Annotated in this window: 21 protein-coding genes; 11 read left to right on the top strand and 10 right to left on the bottom strand. The window is 54.6% G+C overall.

The features are described from left to right. Positions 1-155: 155 nt before the first annotated feature. A complete protein-coding gene (locus U869_RS0112815; RefSeq protein WP_029987372.1) occupies positions 156-782 on the top strand; it encodes a LysE family translocator in 627 nt (208 codons plus the stop codon). 2 nt (positions 783-784) lie between these two features. Here U869_RS0112815 and U869_RS0112810 read toward each other — a convergent pair whose 3' ends face one another. Beyond that, complete coding sequence (locus U869_RS0112810; protein WP_025120186.1) at positions 785-1,348, bottom strand: DedA family protein; 564 nt, start codon at positions 1,346-1,348, stop codon at positions 785-787. A 153-nt stretch (positions 1,349-1,501) separates the two neighbouring features. Between U869_RS0112810 and U869_RS0112805 the strand changes: the two genes are divergently transcribed. From U869_RS0112805 to U869_RS0112795, 3 genes are all read left to right on the top strand, one after another. Beyond that, entirely contained in the window at positions 1,502-2,821 is a 1,320-nt protein-coding gene (locus tag U869_RS0112805; protein ID WP_025120185.1) for a sensor histidine kinase, read from the top strand. Further along, entirely contained in the window at positions 2,821-3,444 is a 624-nt protein-coding gene (locus tag U869_RS0112800; RefSeq protein WP_025120184.1) for a response regulator transcription factor, read from the top strand. The genes U869_RS0112805 and U869_RS0112800 overlap by 1 nt, the downstream gene beginning before the upstream one ends. A gap of 110 nt (positions 3,445-3,554) precedes the next feature. Next, entirely contained in the window at positions 3,555-4,238 is a 684-nt protein-coding gene (locus U869_RS0112795) for an outer membrane protein (RefSeq protein WP_025120183.1), read from the top strand. Between the two features lie 5 nt (positions 4,239-4,243). On the opposite strand, the gene U869_RS0112790 is transcribed toward U869_RS0112795, so the two are convergent. Next, positions 4,244-4,927, bottom strand: coding sequence for a DJ-1/PfpI family protein (locus tag U869_RS0112790; protein ID WP_025120182.1), 684 nt, complete (start codon positions 4,925-4,927; stop codon positions 4,244-4,246). 110 nt (positions 4,928-5,037) lie between these two features. Between U869_RS0112790 and U869_RS0112785 the strand changes: the two genes are divergently transcribed. The 3 genes from U869_RS0112785 (at position 5,038) to U869_RS0112775 (ending at position 8,305) form a co-directional block, all read left to right on the top strand. Next, positions 5,038-6,141, top strand: a complete 1,104-nt coding sequence (locus tag U869_RS0112785; protein WP_025120181.1) for an adenosylhomocysteinase — start codon at positions 5,038-5,040, stop codon at positions 6,139-6,141. Between the two features lie 156 nt (positions 6,142-6,297). After that, entirely contained in the window at positions 6,298-7,227 is a 930-nt protein-coding gene (gene pbpG, locus U869_RS0112780; RefSeq protein ID WP_025120180.1) for a D-alanyl-D-alanine endopeptidase, read from the top strand. Between the two features lie 157 nt (positions 7,228-7,384). Then, positions 7,385-8,305, top strand: a complete 921-nt coding sequence (locus U869_RS0112775) for a DUF808 domain-containing protein (RefSeq protein WP_025120179.1) — start codon at positions 7,385-7,387, stop codon at positions 8,303-8,305. 293 nt (positions 8,306-8,598) lie between these two features. Here U869_RS0112775 and U869_RS0112765 read toward each other — a convergent pair whose 3' ends face one another. The 6 genes from U869_RS0112765 to U869_RS0112740 all read right to left on the bottom strand — a co-directional run bounded on the left by U869_RS0112765 (position 8,599) and on the right by U869_RS0112740 (position 13,320). Then, entirely contained in the window at positions 8,599-9,147 is a 549-nt protein-coding gene (locus U869_RS0112765) for a GNAT family N-acetyltransferase (protein ID WP_029987370.1), read from the bottom strand. A gap of 188 nt (positions 9,148-9,335) precedes the next feature. Continuing rightward, positions 9,336-10,361, bottom strand: a complete 1,026-nt coding sequence (locus U869_RS0112760) for a MerR family transcriptional regulator (protein ID WP_025120177.1) — start codon at positions 10,359-10,361, stop codon at positions 9,336-9,338. A gap of 132 nt (positions 10,362-10,493) precedes the next feature. Next, the gene (locus U869_RS0112755) at positions 10,494-11,306 is read right to left on the bottom strand and encodes a MetQ/NlpA family lipoprotein (protein ID WP_025120176.1); all 813 of its coding nucleotides are present in this window, start codon (positions 11,304-11,306) and stop codon (positions 10,494-10,496) included. Positions 11,307-11,424: 118 nt separating this feature from the next. After that, positions 11,425-12,258, bottom strand: a complete 834-nt coding sequence (locus tag U869_RS0112750; protein WP_025120175.1) for a DUF1460 domain-containing protein — start codon at positions 12,256-12,258, stop codon at positions 11,425-11,427. 51 nt (positions 12,259-12,309) lie between these two features. Further along, the gene (locus U869_RS0112745) at positions 12,310-12,852 is read right to left on the bottom strand and encodes a GNAT family N-acetyltransferase (protein WP_025120174.1); all 543 of its coding nucleotides are present in this window, start codon (positions 12,850-12,852) and stop codon (positions 12,310-12,312) included. Then, positions 12,853-13,320 carry an acyltransferase gene (locus U869_RS0112740; RefSeq protein WP_025120173.1) on the bottom strand — a complete coding sequence of 156 codons (468 nt, stop codon included), beginning with the start codon at positions 13,318-13,320 and terminating at the stop codon, positions 12,853-12,855. Between the two features lie 203 nt (positions 13,321-13,523). Between U869_RS0112740 and U869_RS0112735 the strand changes: the two genes are divergently transcribed. The 4 genes from U869_RS0112735 to U869_RS0112720 all read left to right on the top strand — a co-directional run bounded on the left by U869_RS0112735 (position 13,524) and on the right by U869_RS0112720 (position 18,012). Beyond that, positions 13,524-14,114, top strand: coding sequence for a Yip1 family protein (locus U869_RS0112735; protein WP_025120172.1), 591 nt, complete (start codon positions 13,524-13,526; stop codon positions 14,112-14,114). 137 nt (positions 14,115-14,251) lie between these two features. Further along, entirely contained in the window at positions 14,252-15,265 is a 1,014-nt protein-coding gene (locus U869_RS0112730; RefSeq protein ID WP_025120171.1) for a LacI family DNA-binding transcriptional regulator, read from the top strand. Between the two features lie 133 nt (positions 15,266-15,398). Then, positions 15,399-16,847, top strand: a complete 1,449-nt coding sequence (nhaC, locus tag U869_RS0112725; RefSeq protein ID WP_025120170.1) for a Na+/H+ antiporter NhaC — start codon at positions 15,399-15,401, stop codon at positions 16,845-16,847. Then, positions 16,834-18,012, top strand: coding sequence for a MalY/PatB family protein (locus U869_RS0112720; protein ID WP_025120169.1), 1,179 nt, complete (start codon positions 16,834-16,836; stop codon positions 18,010-18,012). Before nhaC ends, U869_RS0112720 begins: the two co-directional genes overlap by 14 nt. Before the next feature lie 50 nt (positions 18,013-18,062). Here the strand turns inward: U869_RS0112720 and U869_RS0112715 are convergent, their stop codons facing one another. Both U869_RS0112715 and dld read right to left on the bottom strand, forming a co-directional pair. Next, positions 18,063-19,436: an NAD-dependent succinate-semialdehyde dehydrogenase gene (locus tag U869_RS0112715; protein WP_025120168.1), complete on the bottom strand. Its 1,374-nt coding sequence runs from the start codon at positions 19,434-19,436 to the stop codon at positions 18,063-18,065. 312 nt (positions 19,437-19,748) lie between these two features. Next, complete coding sequence (gene dld / locus U869_RS0112710) at positions 19,749-21,446, bottom strand: D-lactate dehydrogenase (protein ID WP_115650696.1); 1,698 nt, start codon at positions 21,444-21,446, stop codon at positions 19,749-19,751. Between the last annotated feature and the right edge of the window lie 42 nt (positions 21,447-21,488).

The following is a 21,488-nucleotide window of genomic DNA, read 5'->3' as shown; positions in this document are numbered from 1 at the left end:
CCTACGCAGTGCCACATTAGCTGCCAACGACGCTGAACTGGCTCCCTCTCCCTGTGGGAGAGCGGCTGTTTGACTCCCGTATTTTCACGTTTCTGTTGCTTTTATTTTGGCCGCCGCGTTAATTTGAATGACGGGATCCGCTGAAGGGAAAGGACATGATCAACGAAACGATGCTGTCGGTACTCAGTATTACCGGGGCGATAACGCTAGGGGCGATGAGCCCTGGGCAAAGCTTTATTCTGGTAGCGCGCACCGCGGTGGCTTCGTCACGGCGCGATGGGATGGCGGTGGCATTGGGGATGGGGATCGGTTGCTTTATCTTCGCCTTGATTGCGTTATTGGGGTTGCAATCGCTGCTGCTGGCATTGCCTTGGCTGTATACCACACTGAAAATGCTAGGGGGTGCCTATCTGATCTATCTGGCGTTCAAAATGCTGCGCGGAGCCAATCAACCGTTGATGATCGAAGCCGTTGGCGGCCAACAGTTAGGCTTGCGCCGAGCGTTTACCACCGGGCTACTGACGCAACTTGGCAACCCCAATACCGCCATCGTATTCGGTAGCGTATTTGCGGCGCTGCTTAGCCATCAAATCCCGATGGTGCTGTATATCGTACTGCCATTGATCGCATTGGTCGTCGACCTGCTGTGGTATGCCTTTGTGGCGTTTGTGCTGTCGTCACCGCGCCCACGTAGCGTCTACTTACGTTTCAAAGCCTGGTTCGATCGCCTGGGCGGCAGTGTTTTAGCCCTGTTGGGCCTGAAGCTGATGTTTAACAAGTAGCCTTATTGTGTCTGACGCCGCCGCCACCAGTAGCGCAGCAAGAAGATAGCGGCGATCACCACCACGCAGAGCAGCAGGCTATACAGTTTTTTATCACTGCCGCTGACAAAGCTGCTGATAGCCTGGCCGCCAAAATAGCCTAGTAATACAAAGAGCGTTGCCCACAGGATAGCGCCCAGGATATTCAGCGGGATAAAGCGTGATGGGGGCAGCTTGCTGGCACCGATCAGTACCGGGCCGATAAGACGGAATCCGTACATAAAACGCACGCCAATCACAAACAGGATCGGGTGGCTGGCAATCAGTTTCTGGGCGCGTTCAATACGCGCCTGTTGGCTCTCGATACGGGCAAGTACCCGTCCACCAAAATGACGTCCGGCAAAATAGAGCACCTGATCGCCCAAGGCTCCGCCAAACGCCACTACCGCAATCACCAGTGGCAGGCGTAGCAACCCGTTGTGTGCCGCAATTCCTCCCAACAGGGTGATGGTTTCCCCTTCGAGCAGGCAGCCAATCAGCAGCGCCCAGTAGCCGTATTGGGTAATGTAGTGGGCCAAATCTGTCATTGTTATTCCTTGGTCACGAGGAAATAGGATTATAACACCCTGTCACGGCAACGGCAGATGAATTGAGGCAACCCGATCTTAATAATAGATTGTTGCATTGGCATAGTGTTTAATCCGTTATTAATAAAGGCGTCTGCATGACATGGAGTTAATATGCTCAAAGTGGGTCTCTGGTTGGTTTTATCCCTGCTTTCAGGCAGCGGGGTGATAATTTATGCCTTGCAACAGCAATATGAAGAGCAATCAGTTACCTATCGCATTTTATATCGCGAGGTTACGGTTAAATTATCCCAGCTTGAAACGGTGCTTTCTTTACTGTCCGTGACCAGCGATCCTGCCATTGTGCAGCAAAAATTTCCGCAGATTGTTGCTTGGAAACCTGTGCCCAAGGTGGATACCAACCCAACGTTGATGCCAACCGGAGAGGGGACTTACTGGCTGGCGAGCCCGCATTTTTCGCTGCTGATTGATCTTGGAACACTACTGGCTGAAATTCCTCAGAGCCATGACTTTCGCCATATTAGCCTGAGTTGGCGCAATATGCCTTTGTTCGAACAGGGAGATGGAGCCAAAACTACCTACTGGCGTTGGGATAAAGGGGTAAACAGCGCCTTGCAACCTTTTGCATTATCCGCCGGTAACGATCCGGATTTGGCTCGTTTACCCTGGCTGATGTGTTTACTATTGTCTGTTTTCTGGGCTGCCGTCGTTTATTTTATCGGCCAGTATCGGCAACAAAAACGCCAACACCATATTGCCGTTTTGCGTGAACATTTCTCCCAACTGACGCGGCTTAACGCCATGGGGGAAATTACCGCCGGTATGGTGCATGAATTGAATCAGCCGCTGACGGCCATATTGAGCTATAACCAGGCTGCCTTGCGCCTGATTAACCAACAACAGGCGGATCAAGCCGCGCCACTGCTTGATGCCGCGGTGATACAAATCAAACGGATCGACACGTTGTTGTTGCAGTTCCGGCACAAGTTGTCCCATGACCACGTGGTTTACCAGCAGGTCGATCTGCATCAGGTCTGGCTGCGTGTCACGATGCTATTGGAAGTTGAGATCAGCCGCGGAAAGGTGAAGGTCATTAACCGCCTACCGGCCACGTTGCCGACGTTGTGGGCCGATCCTTTGCAGGTCGAACAGATTTTTCATAACATCGTGACCAATGCCATTCAGGCCCAGCAACACCTCAATCCGGGCAAGGCTTGGGTGGCCATTGATGCCGAGTATTCGGATCAAGCTATCCGGCTGACGATCACCGACGGTGGCCCTGGCCTTTCTGAGCAAGCCTTGCAGCAGATCTTTATTCCTTTCTTCACCACCCGCCAACAGGGATTGGGGTTGGGAATGGCACTGACGGAGACCCTGGTTCAACGCCTTAACGGTACGATCAGCGCGGAAAATATTGCCAGCCAAGGTGCCTGTTTTACGCTGTGTTTCCCGCTTAACACTCAGGAGGAGTGATGGAACAGCTTATCTATCTGATTGATGACGATCATGCCATCCGCTGCTCACTCAGTTCGCTATTGGCCACCATGGGCTGGCGAACGGTAACATTCCAAAATACCCTGGATTTTCAGCAGCAGATTTCTGAACCGCAGGCGTTGTCCGGCTGCTTGTTGCTGGATATCCGTATGCCGGGTAAAAGTGGTTTAATCTTGCTGGAAGAGTGGCAACAGCAAGGTCTGGCATTGCCCGTGATTATTATGACCGGGCACGGCAATATTGAGCTGTGCCGCCGAGCCTTCAAAAATGGGGCGTTCGAGTTCCTGACCAAACCGATTGACGCCGATTTACTGATCGAAACGGTGAGTGGCGCTCTGGAGCATCAGCGAGTTTTACAGCAACAGCGGCAAGAAACGGCTGAACGGACAGCAAAAATCAGCACCCTGTCGGCACGGGAACAAGAGATAACCGGGCTGATTATGGCAGGAAAATCGAGTAAGGAAATTGCCAATGAGCTGACCCTTTCACCGCGCACGGTGGAGGCCCATCGTGCCAATGTGTTTGCCAAATTGGGTATTAACTCTTCGGTGAAGTTAATGAAAATTTATGGGGCGTTATTCTCCCTGGAAAGAGTTAAGTAAAAATACCTAGAAGGTTAGGTAATTGACCGAATTGTTCTACTGCGTCTCGCTGGTTATTTTAGATGCGTCTTTATTACTCATCATAAATAACCTTTTCAAGCGAGGAACGCATGAATATCAAACCTGCCTTAATGCTGGTTTCTTTAGCCGCTATGTCCTTTAGCGCTGTTGCCGATGATTATTTGTCCGGTTATTACGCTGCGGCGAAACTACTGCATGCCAGACAATCTGCCGAGAATATGGATACCAGCAGTCGCCCTGGCGTGGGGCAATTTGTCAGCGGTGATGAAAAACACAACTTCTATAACGGTGCTATCGCCGCAGGCTACCAATTTGGCAATGGCTGGCGCAGCGAGGCGGAGTATGTGTTCAAAAAGAAAAGTGAATACACCAGCGGTTCAACGACTTTTGCCAGCAGCTACAACCACCATAAAGTGGACGCTGAACGTCTGATGCTCAACGTTTATCGCGACTATGCGTTAGGCTACAATTTCTCGCTGTATGGTACTGTGGGCCTGGGGATCGCCAAGGTGAAGTCCGATGGTTGGCAGGGTAATACGTCACGTCAATATGCCTCAAGCACGCAAAATAACCTGGCCTATGCTGTAGGTGCCGGGGTCAGCTATGCCGCGCTGGAGCGCCTCAGCGTTGATTTAGGCTACCGCTACGTCGACATGGGCAATATTGAAAGTGGTTATAATAACTTCACCAACGCCCGTGGATTGAAAGATGAGCAAATGAAAGCACGCCTGGTTTCCAGCGAGGTTGCTTTAGGCGTGCGTTACCTGTTCTAACGCTATTATTGATACTGGGCCGCGATTTGCGCCACCAAGTCTTTGCGGCGCTGCAGGTTTTCCGCCATCGCGGCCTGCACCTGTTGCACAATCGCGGCAGGGGAAGGCTCGGGGTTTCCTCCTGCGAAAGGAGGAGCCGGGGCATATTCCATCGAGAGCTGGATCGCCTGAGCCGTTTCCTGCCCATGCAGTTCGGCAATCAGCGTGAGGGCAAAATCGATGCCAGCGCTAACGCCTGCACCGCTGATGATATTGCCATCGCGCACCACACGCTCATTACAAGGAATGGCACCAAACAACGCCAGGCTGTCGCGCATTGACCAGTGGCAGGTCGCGCGTTTGCCTTTCAGTAATCCCGCCGCGGCCAGGATCAGGGAACCGGTGCATACGGAGGTCAGGTACCGGGCTCCGGCTGCCAGACGGCGAATTTGCTTAAGGAAATTTGCATCCTGCATGGCTGCGGTACAGCCACCTCCACCGGGAACACATAAGACATCACAACGTTCAATCATCTCAAGTGAGCGCAGTGCCGCAAAATGCAACCCATCCGCAGTGACCGTTTCCCCTCCCATAGAAGCAACAATGACCTCAGTTCCAGGTAAACGAGATAAAAACTGGTGTGGCCCGGTGAAATCCAACTGCGTCACGCCTTGGTAGATCGGAAAAACAATCACTAACTTATCTGCCATGATAGTCACCTCGGTTTTTGCGTTCGATCTGAGTGATAATAGCCGCCATGCGGTTCAGATGGAATCATTCGGCCATGCCCCGGCGGCGTGGCGTAGTAGAGGAGTAACTGATGTATCAGGATTTTGACAGTGAGTTGAAGTGGGCCATGCGTCATATGCCGCGCACCCGAGCGGCAGTGGCGGCGTTACCGGATCTGCATGGTGTGCGTCTGGCGTGCAATATGCACCTGGATCTGAAAATGGCGCCGTTGGTTGCCGGGCTGTTGGACAAAGGGGCCGCCATCTATCTCACCACCTGCAACCCGACCACGGTGCAGGATGATGTAGTGGCCTGGCTGGAACGCCACGGTACCGAGGCGCACGCCTGGCGTGATATGAGCGATGCCGACTGGTCTGACTCTTTCGATCGTGCGCTGGCCTGGGGGCCGACTCACCTGTGCGAGATGGGAGCCGATCTGACCACCCGCTTGCACCAATCCGCTAACGGCCCGCAGATCAAGGCCGGGCTGGAAGCGACCGGTTCAGGCATCAGCCGCCTGGGAGGTATTGCCCCACGTTACCCGATCTTTAACTGGGATGACCTGCCGGTAAAAGAAGGGCTGCATAATCGCCATATGGTTGGCTTGACCGCCTGGCATACCTTCTTCCAGACCACTCACCTGACGCTGCACGAAAAATGTGTGGTGGTGATTGGTTACGGGCTGGTTGGCCAGGGGGTTGCCGCTTCTGCCAAGGCCTACGGCGGGCAAGTTATCGTGGCGGAAATCGATCCGGCCCGTGCTTTGCAGGCGCGTTACGATGGTTGGGCGGTGGTTGATTTAGCCACTGCCGTAGAGCAGGCCGACGTCATTGCCACGGCTACCGGAGCCAAGAACGTGCTGTCTGCACGGCATCTGGAGCGGGCCAAGGATGGGGTGTTTATCCTCAACGTTGGGCATGTGGCTGAAGAGATCGACGTGGCTTTCCTGCAAGCCTTGCCGCACCACGAGCCAATGCCATTTGTGAATGCTTACCAACTGGCAGATAAGACGCTGTATCTGTTGGCCAACGGGTCGATGTTCAACCTGACGGCGGGCTACGGTGATAGCCTGAACGCCTTCGATGTGACCCTGGCCGTGATGGCCGCCGGGATCGGGCATATTGTCGGGGTCGGTGAGCAGCATGAGGCCGGATTGTACCTGTTGCCGCAATCTGCCTGGCAGCCAGCGCTGTAACTTTTATCTCGCGGGCGTACAAGCCAGTACGCTCGCGGTTTGCACAAATTTTGCGCCGTTAAGATTTGTCACAAATAGCTGCTCACAATCACAGTGCAATTCTATAGCCCTCACTTATAATTCATCGCAGTCGGTTCTCTCCTCCGTTACAGAGTAATACTTGTGAAAATCCGTGTTTTGGTTCTAACCCTACTCGCGTTGCAAGCGGGTACCGGCTTGGTGCCGCGTGCATTAGCCAGTGAAAAAACCGCCGCAGTGCACGCCAACCAGCCGGAACTGGCCTCTGGCAGTGCCATGGTGCTGGATATGCAAACCCATCGGGTGATTTATTCACGTAACCCCGATGAAGTGGTGCCTATCGCCTCAATCACCAAGCTGATGACGGCGATGGTGACATTGGATGCCCGCCTGCCGCTGGATGAAATGCTGTCGGTTGATATCAGCCAGACGCCAGAAATGAAAGGCATCTACTCCCGGGTGCGTTTGAATAGCGAAATCAGCCGCAAGGATATGCTGTTGTTGGCGCTGATGTCGTCGGAAAACCGTGCTGCGGCCAGTCTGGCGCATCATTATCCTGGTGGTTATGACGCATTTATCAGGGCGATGAATGCCAAGGCCAAAGCGCTGGGGATGACCAATACGCATTATGTTGAACCGACCGGATTATCGATTCATAACGTCTCTACTGCCCGCGACCTCACCAAGTTGATGTTGGCGACCAAGCAATACCCGCTGATCGGCCAGTTGAGCACCACCACCGAGCGGATGGCGACCTTCAAGGGTCCCAACTATACCTTGCCGTTTCGCAATACCAACCACCTGGTCTACAACCAGAAATGGAATATCCAGCTGACCAAAACCGGTTTTACCAATCAGGCCGGGCATTGCTTGGCGATGCGTACCGTGATCGGCAACCGCTCTGTTTCATTGGTGGTGTTGGACGCCTTCGGCAAATACACCCATTTCGCCGATGCCAGCCGTCTGCGTACCTGGATTGAAACCGGCAAAGTGACGCCGATCCCTGCTGCGGCGCGAGATTATCGCCGCCAGAAAGATGCAGCCCTGGCGAAGAACGACACGGAATAACGTTTTTATTAACCTGCCGTCCAGCACGGCAGGTTATCGTTTCCCCATCCGTGTGTTAAAACCTCCGTTCTTTCATTAAGATTTCCCCCCTTCATGTTTTCAACCCGCTATGCTAAACCGGTAGGGTGATTTCACCTTTTGATAAGGAAAGTGCATTTTGGCAGGCAGTAGCTTATTAACCCTGATCGACGACATCGCTTCGTTACTGGATGATGTTTCGCTGATGACGAAAATGGCGGCCAAAAAGACCGCCGGGGTGCTGGGAGACGATCTGGCGCTCAATGCCCAGCAGGTCAGCGGTGTTAAGGCCGATCGCGAAATCCCTGTGGTATGGAAAGTGGCCAAAGGCTCGTTTATCAATAAGGCGATCCTGGTGCCGCTGGCATTGCTGATCAGCGCTTTCGCCCCTTGGGCAATTACGCCGTTGCTGATGGTCGGTGGGGCTTACCTCTGTTTTGAGGGATTTGAAAAGGTTTACCACAGCCTGATGCACCGCAAGGGCGCAGAGGCAGAAGAGAAAGCGGAACTGGATACCAGTGAGGACGCTGCGGTATATGAACAGCGCAAAATCAAAGGCGCAATTCGCACCGACTTTGTGCTTTCCGCCGAGATTATTGCGATTACGCTGGGGACCGTCGCCGGGGCTACCTTTAGCCAGCAGGTGATTGTGCTGTGTGGTATCGCCATTGTGATGACGGCCGGGGTGTATGGCATTGTCGCGGGCATCGTCAAGCTGGACGATCTGGGGTTCTGGTTGGCCCGTAAGCGTAGCGCACTGGCACAATCGATAGGGCGCGGTATTGTCAGCGCAGCACCTTACCTGATGAAAACGCTGTCGGTGGTGGGTACCTTGGCCATGTTTATGGTGGGGGGCGGGATCTTGACCCACGGGTTACCGCCGGTGCATCACCTGTTTACCGACTGGGCGAGTTATTCTACGGTGGTGCCAGGCGTCGGTGAAATCCTCGGGGGCGTCACTCCAACGCTGCTGAATGCGTTGTTTGGCCTGATTGCCGGTGGCGTGGTGATGGTGGTGGTTTCTGGGATAAGCGCGCTACGTTCCCGTTTTAAAGCGTAACACTAACAGGCCCTGCGGGGCCTTTTAGTTTGTGGGCAAACCTTCACCAGCCTCACACTTTGGGCGCATTAATGCGCCCAATCATGCAAATAATCAGTACTAGAAGATCAGTTTAAATACGCCAGTAATGGTCAACAGGCCAACAATAAAGATAATCGCAATAATCCACAGAAAAATTTTCATCCGTCTCTCCCGACTGAGTATGTTTAGTGAGTGCGTGAAAGCACGCTGAGATCGCTAAGCCACGACAGAATTAACTATAGATGAAAATCAGCAGCTTGCCCGGAAACGGGTTAAGGCAGCGAATGATTACCGTCGCTCAGTGGCCGCTGCATGATGTGCGTATCCAGCCAGCCGCCAAATTTAAACCCTACGCCGCTCAAGGTGCCGATGCTGGTGAAACCTAGCTTACGGTGCAGGGCCAGAGAGCCAGCGTTGCCTGCGGCATCGCCAATCATTGCCAACATTTGCCGCCACGGGCCGCCTTCACAGCGGGTAATCAATGCGCCAAGCAATGCCTTGCCAATACCGTGCCCCTGCATGCCTTCCGCGACATAAACCGAATCTTCGATGGTATAGCGATAGGCGGGCCGTGGCCGGTATGTGGTGGCATAACAATACCCCACGATGCGCTCCTCCATCTTCGCCACCAGCCACGGCAACCCCGCAGCCAAGACGTTATTACGGCGTTGTTGCATCTCTTCCAGCGTCGGGGGCGTTTCTTCGAACGAGGCCGGGCCATAAAGCACATGATGGGCGTAGATCTGTTGAATGGCGGCCATATCCTCAATGCTGGCATCCGTGACGCTCAGCGTGGTTTGCGGCAGGGTGGCAAGTGACATAATGTTCCCTTTTATGATGAGAAATCAGAGCATAAAGGCATTATGCACTTCTTCCGTCGGTCAGATAAATTGGCTTTTTATCTGGCGATGATAAGAAAACGCGATGGACAGTTAGCTCATTTTCCTGACAACAGCTCCGTACCAGCTCCCTCGCCCTGTGGGTGAGGGGTGGGGTGAGGGGAAATCGCTTATCCCCGCATCAGCTGCATGATGCACTGGCGTAGATAGTCCAGCAGTGCAGGAGTGAGCCAGGTACCTTCGGTCAAGGTCGGCTCTTGCTCCATTGCCTGGCGGATCTTCATCTGGGTGGCCGGATTGTCACTGGCATAGGACTGGAACAGCTCCAGCCAAAGGGCCGCCAACCGTTTCGCTTGGGCCGAATCGGGCGAAACCTCCTGCTTCATGGCCTGCTGGAATTGGGCAATGAGCGGCGGCCATTCATGAATGCGGTCAAAATAGTGAGTGCGGACATAGGCATATTCGTCGGCAGAGAGGTATTGCTGATAGATTCGCAGCTTGGTTTCGGCAAAGGCACGGGTGATGTAATCGGTCATCGCTGGCGTGATCCCCGTTTGTTCGCGCATCGAAGGCTCATCGGCGTGCATGGCGTTGAGGCGAGTAAGGAAAGCCGGATTGCCTGCGGTGTCACGCTCCAGCGTGCACATCCAACGGCGACCAATGGCCTGAGCACGCGGATCTTCGGCCAGTACCCCACTCTCCATCAACAGCCGTACGCTGCTGACCATCTCCTGCCATTCCCGATTACGCGTCTCATCGGCCTGATAGAACGGCAGTTGCGCCAGTTCGTCGGCGGTAAAGTATTTGTCGTACATGGTCATCATCTCCAACGTGGTCAACCAATCATTCAGTTCGGGTTCATTACCCTGGGTCAATTGGGCGTGCATATGCTTTAGACGGTTGCGCAGCGTGGTTATCTGCGTCAGTTGCCGATCGAGCATGGCAATCTGCTGTTCAATCACCGTTGGCAACGCCAGCCCGGAGTGCGCCAGAATGGATTCGATTTCTGCCAGTGCCACCCCCATCCGCCGCAAGGCTTGAATATGGTGCAGGCGAGTAATATCCAACCGGTTATACAAACGATAACCCGCATCGGAACGTGCCGAGGGGATCAACAACCCAATGCTGTGGTAGTAATGCAAGGTTCTTACGGTGATCCCCGAACGACGAGCCAATTCGCCGACTTTCAATAACATGCTGAATATCTCCCTGGTGTGTGCAGAGATACTACAGCCTGACGTTACGTGAGGGTCAAGCAGGGCGACGGGGAATTTTTAGTGAAATGTTGCAGGCACCGCTAACCGGCACCTGCAATCGAGAGAAAGGTGTTACCAGCCTTTGACGGCACCGCCGTTAAAGATCTTCTCTGCCGCTTTGGCAACTTCATCGGACTCGTAGGCTTTAACGAAGTTCTGCACGTTCTGTGCATCTTTATTATCTTCGCGTGCCACCACGATATTGGTGTACGGCGAATCTTTATCTTCGATAAAAATCCCGTCTTTGGTCGGCGTCAGGCCAATCTGGTTGATGTAGGTGGTGCTGATCACCGCCACGGCAACTTTCGGATCGTCCAGCAGTTGGGGTAGCTGCGCGCCTTCCAGTTCCATAATCTGGTAATTGTGCGGGTTGGCACTGATATCCAGCGAAGTGGGCAGCAGGCCTTTACCCTGCTTAAGCTCGATCAGCCCAACCTTTTGCAGCAGCAACAACGCGCGGCCCAGGTTGGTCGGGTCGTTAGGGATGGCAATCACTGCGCCGTCCTGCAACTCGGACAGCGATTTGATCTTTTTCGAATAACCGGCCATCGGGAAAACAAAGGTATTCGCTACCGCCACCAGTTTATAACCGTGATCTTTGTTTTGCTGTTCCAGGAAAGGGCGGTGCTGGAACACGTTGGCATCCAGTTCACCCTTGTCGGTGGCATCATTGGGCAGTAGTGAACCGCTGAAACCGATGAGTTCAACGTCCAGGCCGTATTTCTCTTTGGCGACCCGTTTGGCGACTTCTGCCACGTCCTGCTCGGCGCCGTTAATCACGCCAACTTTGATATGGTTCTGATCGGCTTTCTGATCGCACCCTTGTAATAACAGCGTTGCTGCCAATGCTGCGGCCAAAGCCGTGCCGCGCCAAACAATTGCCATGAGTGACTCCCTGTAAAAACAATAAGATCGGTCAGTATTGTGTCAACAGCTAAACCTATGGCCGTAGCCAAGTCAAATCGTTGTTAAGCATAAAATCATCTAGCTAATAACTCATCGATCAGCGTGGCCGTAGCACCACGATGCCTGGCGTATTCAGCACATAGCTGGCAAAGGCCGAGTCCATCACTTTCCTGTTTTCCGGGCGTGAGGAGGCATGGCGCAGCACGGGCCCGCCCTGGGTCATGATAAAGAAACCGGTATGGGTTACGTCCAGCCCAGGCAGCTTGGTGTAGATGCCGATATAGTCGCCGGTCTGCAATTGGCTTATCAGTTGCTGGTCAATAAATTCGCTGGGGATGTAGGTCACGCTGCGTTCGGTTACCGCGACGCCAGGCAGATAGAGTTCGCCATCCGCTTTGCGGTTGAGCTGTTTGACCACGGTAACGGCATGTGGGCTGAGCTGTGCGGTGACGTCGTCGGCAAGTATCTGACGGGTGTGCGCCCAGTCGGTGAAGAAATGCTTGCGCTGTTGGAAACTGACATCGCCATTGATGTAGCGCGTCTGGATCACATTTTCGACGAACTGGTTTTCACTGGTGGCGGTTCTGAGCGCCTCAACGTAATCCAGATAGGTAAAGCAGTCCACCCCGCGGAAATCGATCACCAACTGTTCCGCAGTGGTCGCGGAACCGATCAGCCGGTTGGCCACGTAAGGGGTATCCAGAAAAGTCTGTGAGAGCAGCTCGATGGCCCGCCCTTTATCGATCTTCGGCACCGCTGCACGCAATGCCAGTGCCGCTTGCAGTTTGTTTACTGTGTAATCGTCCATTGCTATCGCCATTGTCAGAGATTTCACCTGTGGTGGTGGTGATTCTACCGGGATTTTGGCCGGTTGTTTACCGCTGCAACCCATCAGTATCGTGCTGAATATTATCAGGGTCAGGTAACGCATCCCTCTCTCCCAAACGATCATGTATGCGGCCAGTATGGCTTGCGCCAGCTATCAATAACCCACTTCGTTATTGAACGGCAGATACCAGAACAGGGCGATTTCATGATCGGCAATGTCCGGCTGCCCACGATAAAGTAAATGATCGATGCCGCCCAGTACAAAGCCATAGCGCTGATAGCAACGGCAGGCGTTCAGGTTATTGTTTTGCGTTTCCAGCATCAGCCCGGCAGTGTCCTGATCCCGTGCCCAGAGGCGTGCGGCATCCAAGAGTGCTGTGGCCACGCCTTGGCGGCGGGCATGGCGGCTGACGGCAATTTCCTCGATCAGCGTATAGTCGTTCCAGTTTTTGCTGAGCGTGATGTGGCCCACGGCCTCTCCCTGATAACGAGCGAGGAAGGTTTCCCCATCGTCATTAAGGAACGGGGCCAGCGGATAGGCCTTATTGAAAGGGAGCACCGGCTGGGTTGGCCACTGTTCGACAGGTTGATCAAAACGGGGTTGGGCATAACAGGCGACGGAAAAGGAGAAATCACCGTATTCCAGGTAACCGAAGGGAAGTGCGCTGATAGCTTCGATGCCGATCGCCTGATGCAATTATTCCAGCTCCCTTAGCAGTTTCGCGGGGTTGCCCGCATAGATGCCTTTGCGGGTAATGCTCTTGCTGACCACCGCACCGGCACCAATCACCACGTCATCGCAGATATCAACGGCCAGTATGGTTGCACCAGAGCCCACTGAAACCCGGTTACCGAGCCGCGTGTGTCCCCAGCTTGCCGGATCGGCGTTGGGAGATCCATCTTTGAACAGGTCGTTGGCAAACATCACGCCATGGCCGATAAAGCAATCTTCGCCCAGGGTGACGTATTCACAGATAAAGCTGTGCGACTGGATCTTGCTGCGAGCGCCCACGCTGACGTTTTTCTGGATCTCGACAAACGGGCCGACAAACACGTCGTCAGCCAACTGGCAGCCGTACAGATTGCTGGGTTCGATCACCATTACGTTCTGGCCGGCCTGCACGTTATTGATCCCGCTTTGGCGGGTGCGGATCTTGCTGGTCATGGTTTCCCTCCATCGGATAGCGCAACATATTGATTATAGTCAGAGTAACCTACTGGCCGCGGGAGCGTACGTTTTTTCGGCCAAAGACTATAATTGAACCAGGGGCTAGAGTCCTCTAACCGCAACCCTCGCGCGGTGTTTGAGCCGCCAGTGGTGTGTTTCCGTTCGCCGATTGCGGTTGCGGCGAAATGAGGAGGTGTCTCATGGTCAATCATGTCTGGGGTCTGTTGGCACATCCCAATGCCGAGTTAAAACAGATCAAAAGCGAGAATGAAAGCGTCACGCACCTATACACCCACCACGTGTTGTTAATGGCGTTGATACCGGTCATCAGTGCGTTCATCGGTACCACTCAGACGGGCTGGCTTTCTGGTGAGGGGCAGGCGATCCGCCTGGATATGTTCACCGCGTTCTACACCGCTGTGGCATTTTATCTGCTGATGCTGGCCGGTGTGGCAGTCATGGGCAAAGTGATCCACTGGATGGCCCGACGTTATGAGTCGCGGCCAAGCCTGCATCTGTGCATGGTGTTTGCGGGCTATGTCGCTACCCCGATGTTCCTTAGTGGTCTGATTGCGCTGTATCCGGTGGTCTGGCTGTGTCTGTTTGTCGGGGTTATCGGTCTGGCCTACTCGGGCTATCTGCTGTATCTCGGCATCCCGCACTTCCTGAATATCGACCGTCAAGAGGGGTTTATTTTCTCGAGTTCGACCTTGGCTATCGGCATTCTGGTACTTGAGCTGCTGTTAGGGCTGACGGTGCTGCTATGGGGGTATGGTTCCTGGCTATTTTAACGTTAGCGCGATCGTAACCCCTCATACCCTGTGGTTTGAGGGGTTTTTTATTGCAAGAAGCCGTACTCACCCATCTGGATTTGTTGTTCCCGCCTGCTTATTATCAACCCAATAAATAGTATTAAATGGAACAATTGATGGCGACAATGAAAGAGGTGGCGCAGCGAGCCGGGGTTTCCGCTGCGACGGTCTCTCGGGTGATCAACAATACCGCCTATGTCGAGCCGGTGACCCGCGAACGTGTCGAAAAAGCGATGCGCGAGTTTAATTACCACCGCAACGCGGCGGCACTGGCGTTAGCCAAACGCAGTGGCAACATGCTGGGGCTGTTGACCGGTAACCTGGCCGATCCCTTTTTCTCGCGTCTGGCTCGTGGGGTGGAGGAAGTGACCCGCAAAGAAGGGGCCAAGCTGATGGTGTGCAGTGGTGGGCATCAGGCGGAGCGCGAAAAGGCCGGGTTGGATTTTTTGATTAATCAGGGTTGTGAGGCGATTGTCGCCCATATCACCCGCATGAGCGATGCCGATGTGCTGCGCTATGCCGCGCATACCCCCGGAATGGTCATCATCAATCGCTACTTTCCTGCCATTGCCAACCGCTGCGTCTGGCTGGATAACGTCAGTGCGGCTCAGGCTTCGACCGAATATTTGCTGCAACAGGGGCATCGGCGCATTGCCTGTGTGACCGCCGATTTGCCTATCGATGATCGCAAGCTGCGTTTGCAAGGCTATCGCAACGCGATGGCACAGGCGGGGATCGACGTTCCAGGAGAGTGGGTGATTAGCGTGCCCTTTGATGAGGAGGGGGGCGAATTGGCCGCAGAGCAAATACTTTCCAGCAATCATCACTTTACGGCCGCGGTGACGTTTAACGACGTGATGGCCGCCGGCATGATGCGAGCCTTGCATCAGCGCCAAATCCCCTTGCCGCAGCAGTTGTCGATTATCGGCTTTGATGATGTGGTGCTGGCGCGCTATCTGTATCCGGCGTTAAGTACCATGCACTATCCCATCGAACGTATGGCCAAACGGGCGGCCAAGCTGGCACTGCTGAGCCAGCAACAGCTTGGGCTACCGCCGCAAAATAACATGTTTAGCGCCGAACTGGTGCTGCGTGACTCGGTTACTCGCTGGCAGGGATCGCCTGTCTAGTGCCTGTACCGAGATCTACATCACAAAGTTATGCGCCATGAAAGCGGTTACATGGCTTGAGGCGCTAGCTCACACCCCGGTAAAGCTGGAACCACTACGCTAGCGGCACATCAATAACAACTCGGGGTGACCTATGGATGGTAAGAAAACGCTCAACCTTTGGCTGGCTTTGCTGCCGATCGTTGCCATGCTGACGCTGTTGATCGTCGGTTATGGAGTGTGGGAATTACGTATTGAACCGCTGTTACTGCTTTCGGCGGCCGTTGCTGCCGGGCTGGCATTGTGGCAGGGCTATCGCTGGGATGACATTATCAACTCGATCGTCAGCAAACTGGCCAAGGCCATGCCGGTGATCATGATCCTGATCTGCGTCGGCGGGCTGATTGGCACCTGGATGATCAGCGGCACCATTCCTTACATGGTGTACTGGGGGCTGAAAGTGATCAGCCCGCAATATATTCTGATCGCGGCCTTCTTCCTCACCAGCGTGATTTCCGTCTGTACCGGCACTTCATGGGGATCTGCGGGGACCGTCGGCGTCGCGCTGATGGGGGTTGCAGCAGGGCTGGATGTGCCATTGGCAGCGGCGGCGGGCGCGGTGGTTTCCGGTGCCTACTTCGGCGATAAAATCTCTCCGCTGTCGGATTCGACCAACTTTGCCGCTATCGTGGCCGAAACCGATCTCTATGCACATATCAAACACCTGATGTACACCACACTGCCCAGCTTTGTGCTGGCAGCAACCGTTTATCTGATCGCGGGTCATAGCAGCGTGGTGGGGACGGTTGCCACGCCACAACGGGTGACCGACATCATTGCAGGCTTGGAAAGCTTGTACCATTTCAACCTGCTGCTGATCCTGCCACCGGTGCTGGTGCTGTGGGGCGCAGTGACCAAACGGCCAGTGATCCCTGTCATGCTGGCGGCCTGCGTGCTGGCGATCGGTCTCGCCGTGGTAATGCAGGGCTTTAACCTGCAGCAAGGCCTGAACGCGTTGATGGATGGCTTCAATCTGTCGATGTTTGCTGAACGTGGGCACGATATCAGCGGCGTGATCGCCGATGTTCCGCGCTTGCTTAACCGGGGTGGCATGTTCTCAATGATGAGTACCATCCTGCTGGTATTGTGTGCCTTCTCGTTTGCTGGAGCGCTGACGTTGACCGGTGCGCTGACGGTAATTATCAACCGGTTGCTGCAAGTGGTGCATACCACGGGCCAACTGATCGCTGCCACGGTGGGAACCACGATCCTGGTCACCGGGGCTACCAGCGATGGCAAGTTGGCGCTGCTCATTCCGGCAGAGCTGTATAAGGACGCTTATCGCCGTATGGGATTGGACAACACCAACCTGTCACGCACCATCGAAGACGCCGGAACGGTGATTGAACCCCTTATTCCCTGGACGGCGGCGGGTGTTTATATGGCGACAACGTTGGGTGTCAGCACCCTGGATCTGTTGCCTTGGGCGGTACAGTGTTATGCGGCGGTCTTCTTCGCCTTGATTTACGGTTTTACTGGTTTTGGCATCGCCAAACTAGCCCCAGAGGTTCAGCAACAGGAGACGCCAAATGAAGCAGCCTGATTTCAACCAGGTGGTCGATCGCCATCACACCAGCTCGGTGAAATGGGATTTCATGGAGCACTATCTGCAATTGAGTGAAACCGATCTGTTGCCGATGTGGGTGTCCGACTTTGACTTTCCTTGCCCGCAGGCGGTGCAGCAGGCGCTGCATGCGCGCGTCGATCATGGCGTATTTGGCTATAGCGAGCGTGATGATGACTACTATCGTGCTGCCATTGAGTGGTTTGCTCAACGTCACCAATTATCGCTCGAGCGGCAATGGTTCACCTCGATCGAAGGGGTTGTACCGGGGATTGCGCTGCTGATCCAGATGCTCAGTCAACCCGGTGATGGCGTCGTGGTACAAGGGCCTTATTACGGCTCCTTCAAGAAGGTGATCACTCTCAATGGCCGACGGGTACTGGAGAATCCGCTACAGGAGCGGGAAGGAGAGTATCACTTTGACTTTATCCAGTTGGTCGAGTTGTTGCAGCGCGAGAAGCCGCCGTTACTGGTGTTGTGCAATCCACATAACCCGACCGGCCGTTGCTGGGATCGGCAGGAACTGACGCAATTGCTGACGCTATGCCAGCAACACGGGGTGACGGTGATCTCTGATGAGATCTGGGCGGATTTGATACTGCCGGAAGCTCGCTTTACCTCGGTGTTACACCTTGGGCCGCAGTGGCACGATAGGGTGATTGTGGCAACCTCGGCCAGTAAAACCTTTGGGCTGTCGTCGCTGCGCATCTCCAACTTCTTGATCCCGCATACGGCGCTGCGTGAGCAATTTGTCAAACGGCTCAATGCGCACGGGCTGGATGTTTTCAACGCGCTTTCCATGACGGCGGCGACCGCAGCCTACCAACAGGGCGGCCCGTGGCTGGATGCCTTGCTGGCTTATCTGGCCGAGAATCGGCGCTGGTTTGCACAGGCGTTGGAGCAGGCGGTTCCCTGGTGCCGAATGGTGACCGCTCAGGGCACTTACCTGGCCTGGCTGGATTGCCGTGCGTTGGGGTTGGATGATGAAGCTTTGCAGTTAGCCCTGCGTCAGCAGGCCAAGATTGCGCCTTCGATGGGGTGTGCATTCGGCGAGCAGGGGGAGGGATTTATCCGCATCAACCTCGGCTGCCCACGCGCCTATCTTGAAATGGCCGTTGAGGGGCTGGCCAAGCTTAATCCGTAGGATTTGGGTTTCCCTCTCCTGAAAAGGAGAGGGAACGTCAGGCTAAAGCATTAGCTATTGCTCACCACCACCAGTTTCTGGTTCACAAACTCCTTGATCCCCAGATCCGACAGTTCGCGGCCAAAGCCGGAACGTTTCACACCGCCAAACGGCAATTCAGGCGCGGTATCGGTCAATGAGTTGATATACACCATGCCGGTTTCGATACCGGAGGCCAGCTTTTTGGCGCGCTCGATATTGCTACTGAAGATGGCACCGCCAAGCCCGTAGTGGGAGTCATTAGCCAGCTTAACGATCTCTTCGTCATTTTTCACCACGTAGATCTGAGCCACCGGGCCGAAGAATTCAGTAAAATAGGCCGGGTTGTCACGGCTGATATGCGTGAGAATGGTCGGTTCGAAGAAGTTACCCTCATGCTGGAGCGCTTTGCCGCCCAGATGCAGTTTGGCCCCTTGTTTCACCGCGTCATTGACCTGTTCGATCAGCCCTTCCAGAGCGGACTTGGAGGATAGCGGGCCGAGCGTAGTTGATGCGTCCAGTGGATCGCCCATTTTCACCGCGCGGAAATGGTCGGTGAGCTTTTGCAGGAACTGTTCTGCCACTTTCTCCTGCACGATAAAACGCTTGGCGGCGGTACACACCTGCCCGGCATTGTTCAGCCTTGCCTGCGCGCCCACCTTGGCAGCTTTATCCAGATCGCAGTCATCCAGCACCACGAAAACGTCGTTACCGCCAAGCTCCAGCGTAGCCTTTTTCAGCTTTTTGGCTGCCTGAGCCGCCACTATGCTGCCCGCTTTTTCCGAACCGGTCAGCGCCACACCTTGCACCCGATCGTCGGCGATGATATCGGCTACCTGATCCTGGGAAATATACAGGTTGGTATAGGCACCTTTTGGCGCGCCGGCTTCATGGACCAGCTTTTCGAACGCTTCGGCGCAGTGCGGCACGATGCTGGCATGTTTGACCAACACCGGGTTGCCAGCCGCCAGATTAGGGGCTAGCACGCGCATCAGTTGGTAAAAAGGGAAGTTCCAGGGCTCGACCGCCATCAACACGCCAATGGGATGATGCTCCACCCAGGCTTCGCCAAGGCTGGACTCATAGCGTACCGGAGCCAGGAATTTTTGCGCATTATCGGCGTAGTAACGCGCAATCTGGGCGCACAGTTTGACCTCGCCACGGCTTTGGGCGATGAGTTTACCCATCTCAACGCTGGCAATGTTAGCCAGTTCCTCCACCCGGCTGTCCATCAGATCGGCCAATTTGTGTAGCACCGGCAGGCGCTGAGTGATATCACCTTTGGCCCAGTCGGAGTGATAAAGCGCATCGGCTTGTGCCAAGGCCCGCTCCACCTGATCGTCGTTATGCGGGGTATATTCTTTAATTAGCTGATTATTAAAAGGGTTTACTGTCTGGTACGGCATGAAATGCTCCTTTCGTCGCTCATGTTGACGCCTGACAGACGCCTTATGCAGAACATTAAGTCTAGACGACAGGGCTAAGAAGGAGGGGCAAAAAGGGCGGTAGCGCGTCAGCACCCCGCATGAGGGGGCCTAATATATCGAAATAGCCCCTCACCCCAGCCCTCTCCCGATATAGAGCTTAGGGATACTATATGCGCAGTGATGGGGAGAGGGAGTGTGCCCAGAGCCGCAGGTAGGTGCAGAAGTCAATGTGTAGCACGTTCAGTCCCCTCTCCTTGGGGAGAGGGTTAGGGTGAGGGGCAGGATAAAATGTTACTGGATGTTGTTACCCCAGTGTTTTTGCTTACTGGTTTTACCAATGCCGGGGTTAAAACTGTTGGTGGGATCGGCATCCTGATAGAACGCCTGTAAATCGGCTTTGGCATGATACAGATGGCCGACGTTGTGCTCGGCGGGATACTCCGCACCACGCTGATTGAGGATCGCCAACATCTGCTCCTTCAGCGCATGGCTGTCTGCCCCTTTTTTCACTACGTAATCCTGGTGGAATACGTGGCACATAAAGTGGCCGTAATACAGCTTGTGCACCAGTTGGCTGTCGATTTCCGCGGGCAGGGTTTCGAACCATTCGCTATCGTTGCGGCGTAAGGCGATATCCAATGCCAAAATATCTTCTACCTTATCGGCATGTACCGCGTGATAACGCACGGCGGCTCCCGCTGCGGCAAAACGATGCAGGAACGCTTTCTTGCCTTCTTCGGGCGTACAGACGAAAAAGTCCCCCTCTGCCTGGGCAAAGTAGCTTTGCAGATACTGTTGGGCCTCCGCTATCCCCGGTCCGGCCATTTTCAGCAGCAGGTGGTGCTCAAAGCGTTGGCGATACTGTTTCATACGCGGCGGCAGGTGGTTAGGAGCCAACTTGCTCAGCTTTTGCATCAGACTGTCGGTGAGATTGTGCGGGAGCAGCGGCAGTTTATTCAGCGTGGCGTCCACCCGGCCCTTCAGGGTGAAGAAGCGCGGCATCTGATCGGTGCCGAGCTTGTCGATCATCATAAAGGTGTCTTTGCCATACACCTCGGCGATATCGAAAATATCGCGGTGCATATACTCACCCGCCACCGGCAGATTCTCAAATTGGCTGAGCATATGGCGGCGCAGCTCGGTCAAGACGGCGGTATCGTTGGTACCGATATAGAACACCTGCTCTTTGTCTTCTTTGGCAAAGGTATCCAGACGTACCGCAAACACCGCCAGCTTACCGGCACAGCCGGAGGCTTCGAACAGGCGGCGTTTATCGGCGTTAAAACGGGAAGGGGTGTCGGCATCCACATCACGTACCCGGCTGGCGTATTCGTTATCCGAAGCGCGCAGCTCGCCGTGTTCAACATCCGTAGGCCGGTAATCACCCTTTTCCAGCCGGGTGAGGATCTCTTCCGGCGTATCGCCCAGCTTGATCCCCAGATGATTGACCAACCGTAGCTGACCATCGGCGTCCAGTTTGGCGTACAGTGCCATTTCGGTATAGGCCGGGCCGCGTTTGACCAGCGCCCCGCCAGAGTTGTTGCATATCCCACCGATCACCGAAGCGCCAATGCACGAAGAACCGATCACCGAGTGCGGTTCGCGGCCATAGGGTTTCAGCAACCTTTCCAGCTTATTGAGCGTACTGCCAGGGAAACCGACCACCTGCTTGCCGTTATCCAACACCTGAATATGATCGAGCCGCAAGGTGCTGACGATCACAATCTCGCGATCATAATCCTGGCCGCTGGGGGTGGAGCCTTCGGTCAAACCGGTATTGGCCGCCTGCATAATGACAATCTTGTCAGCAGCGACGCAGGTTTGCAGGATCTGCCACAATTGCAGCAGGCGGGTGGGGAACACTACGGCTAATGCCTTGCCACCGCCGGAGCGGAAGCCTTTGCGATAACGTTCGGTGCTACGCTCGCCGGTCAGCACTTGCGCACTACCGACGATATTTTTCAACTGAGTGATAAATGCCTGCGTCATGCCCATCTCCATGTCACCCGCCTGATTGTAACGGGAGTTTAA

The organism is Serratia sp. H1w (genome assembly GCF_000633355.1).
Taxonomy (GTDB): domain Bacteria; phylum Pseudomonadota; class Gammaproteobacteria; order Enterobacterales; family Enterobacteriaceae; genus Chania.
This window is presented reverse-complemented; position numbering and strand designations above follow the sequence as displayed.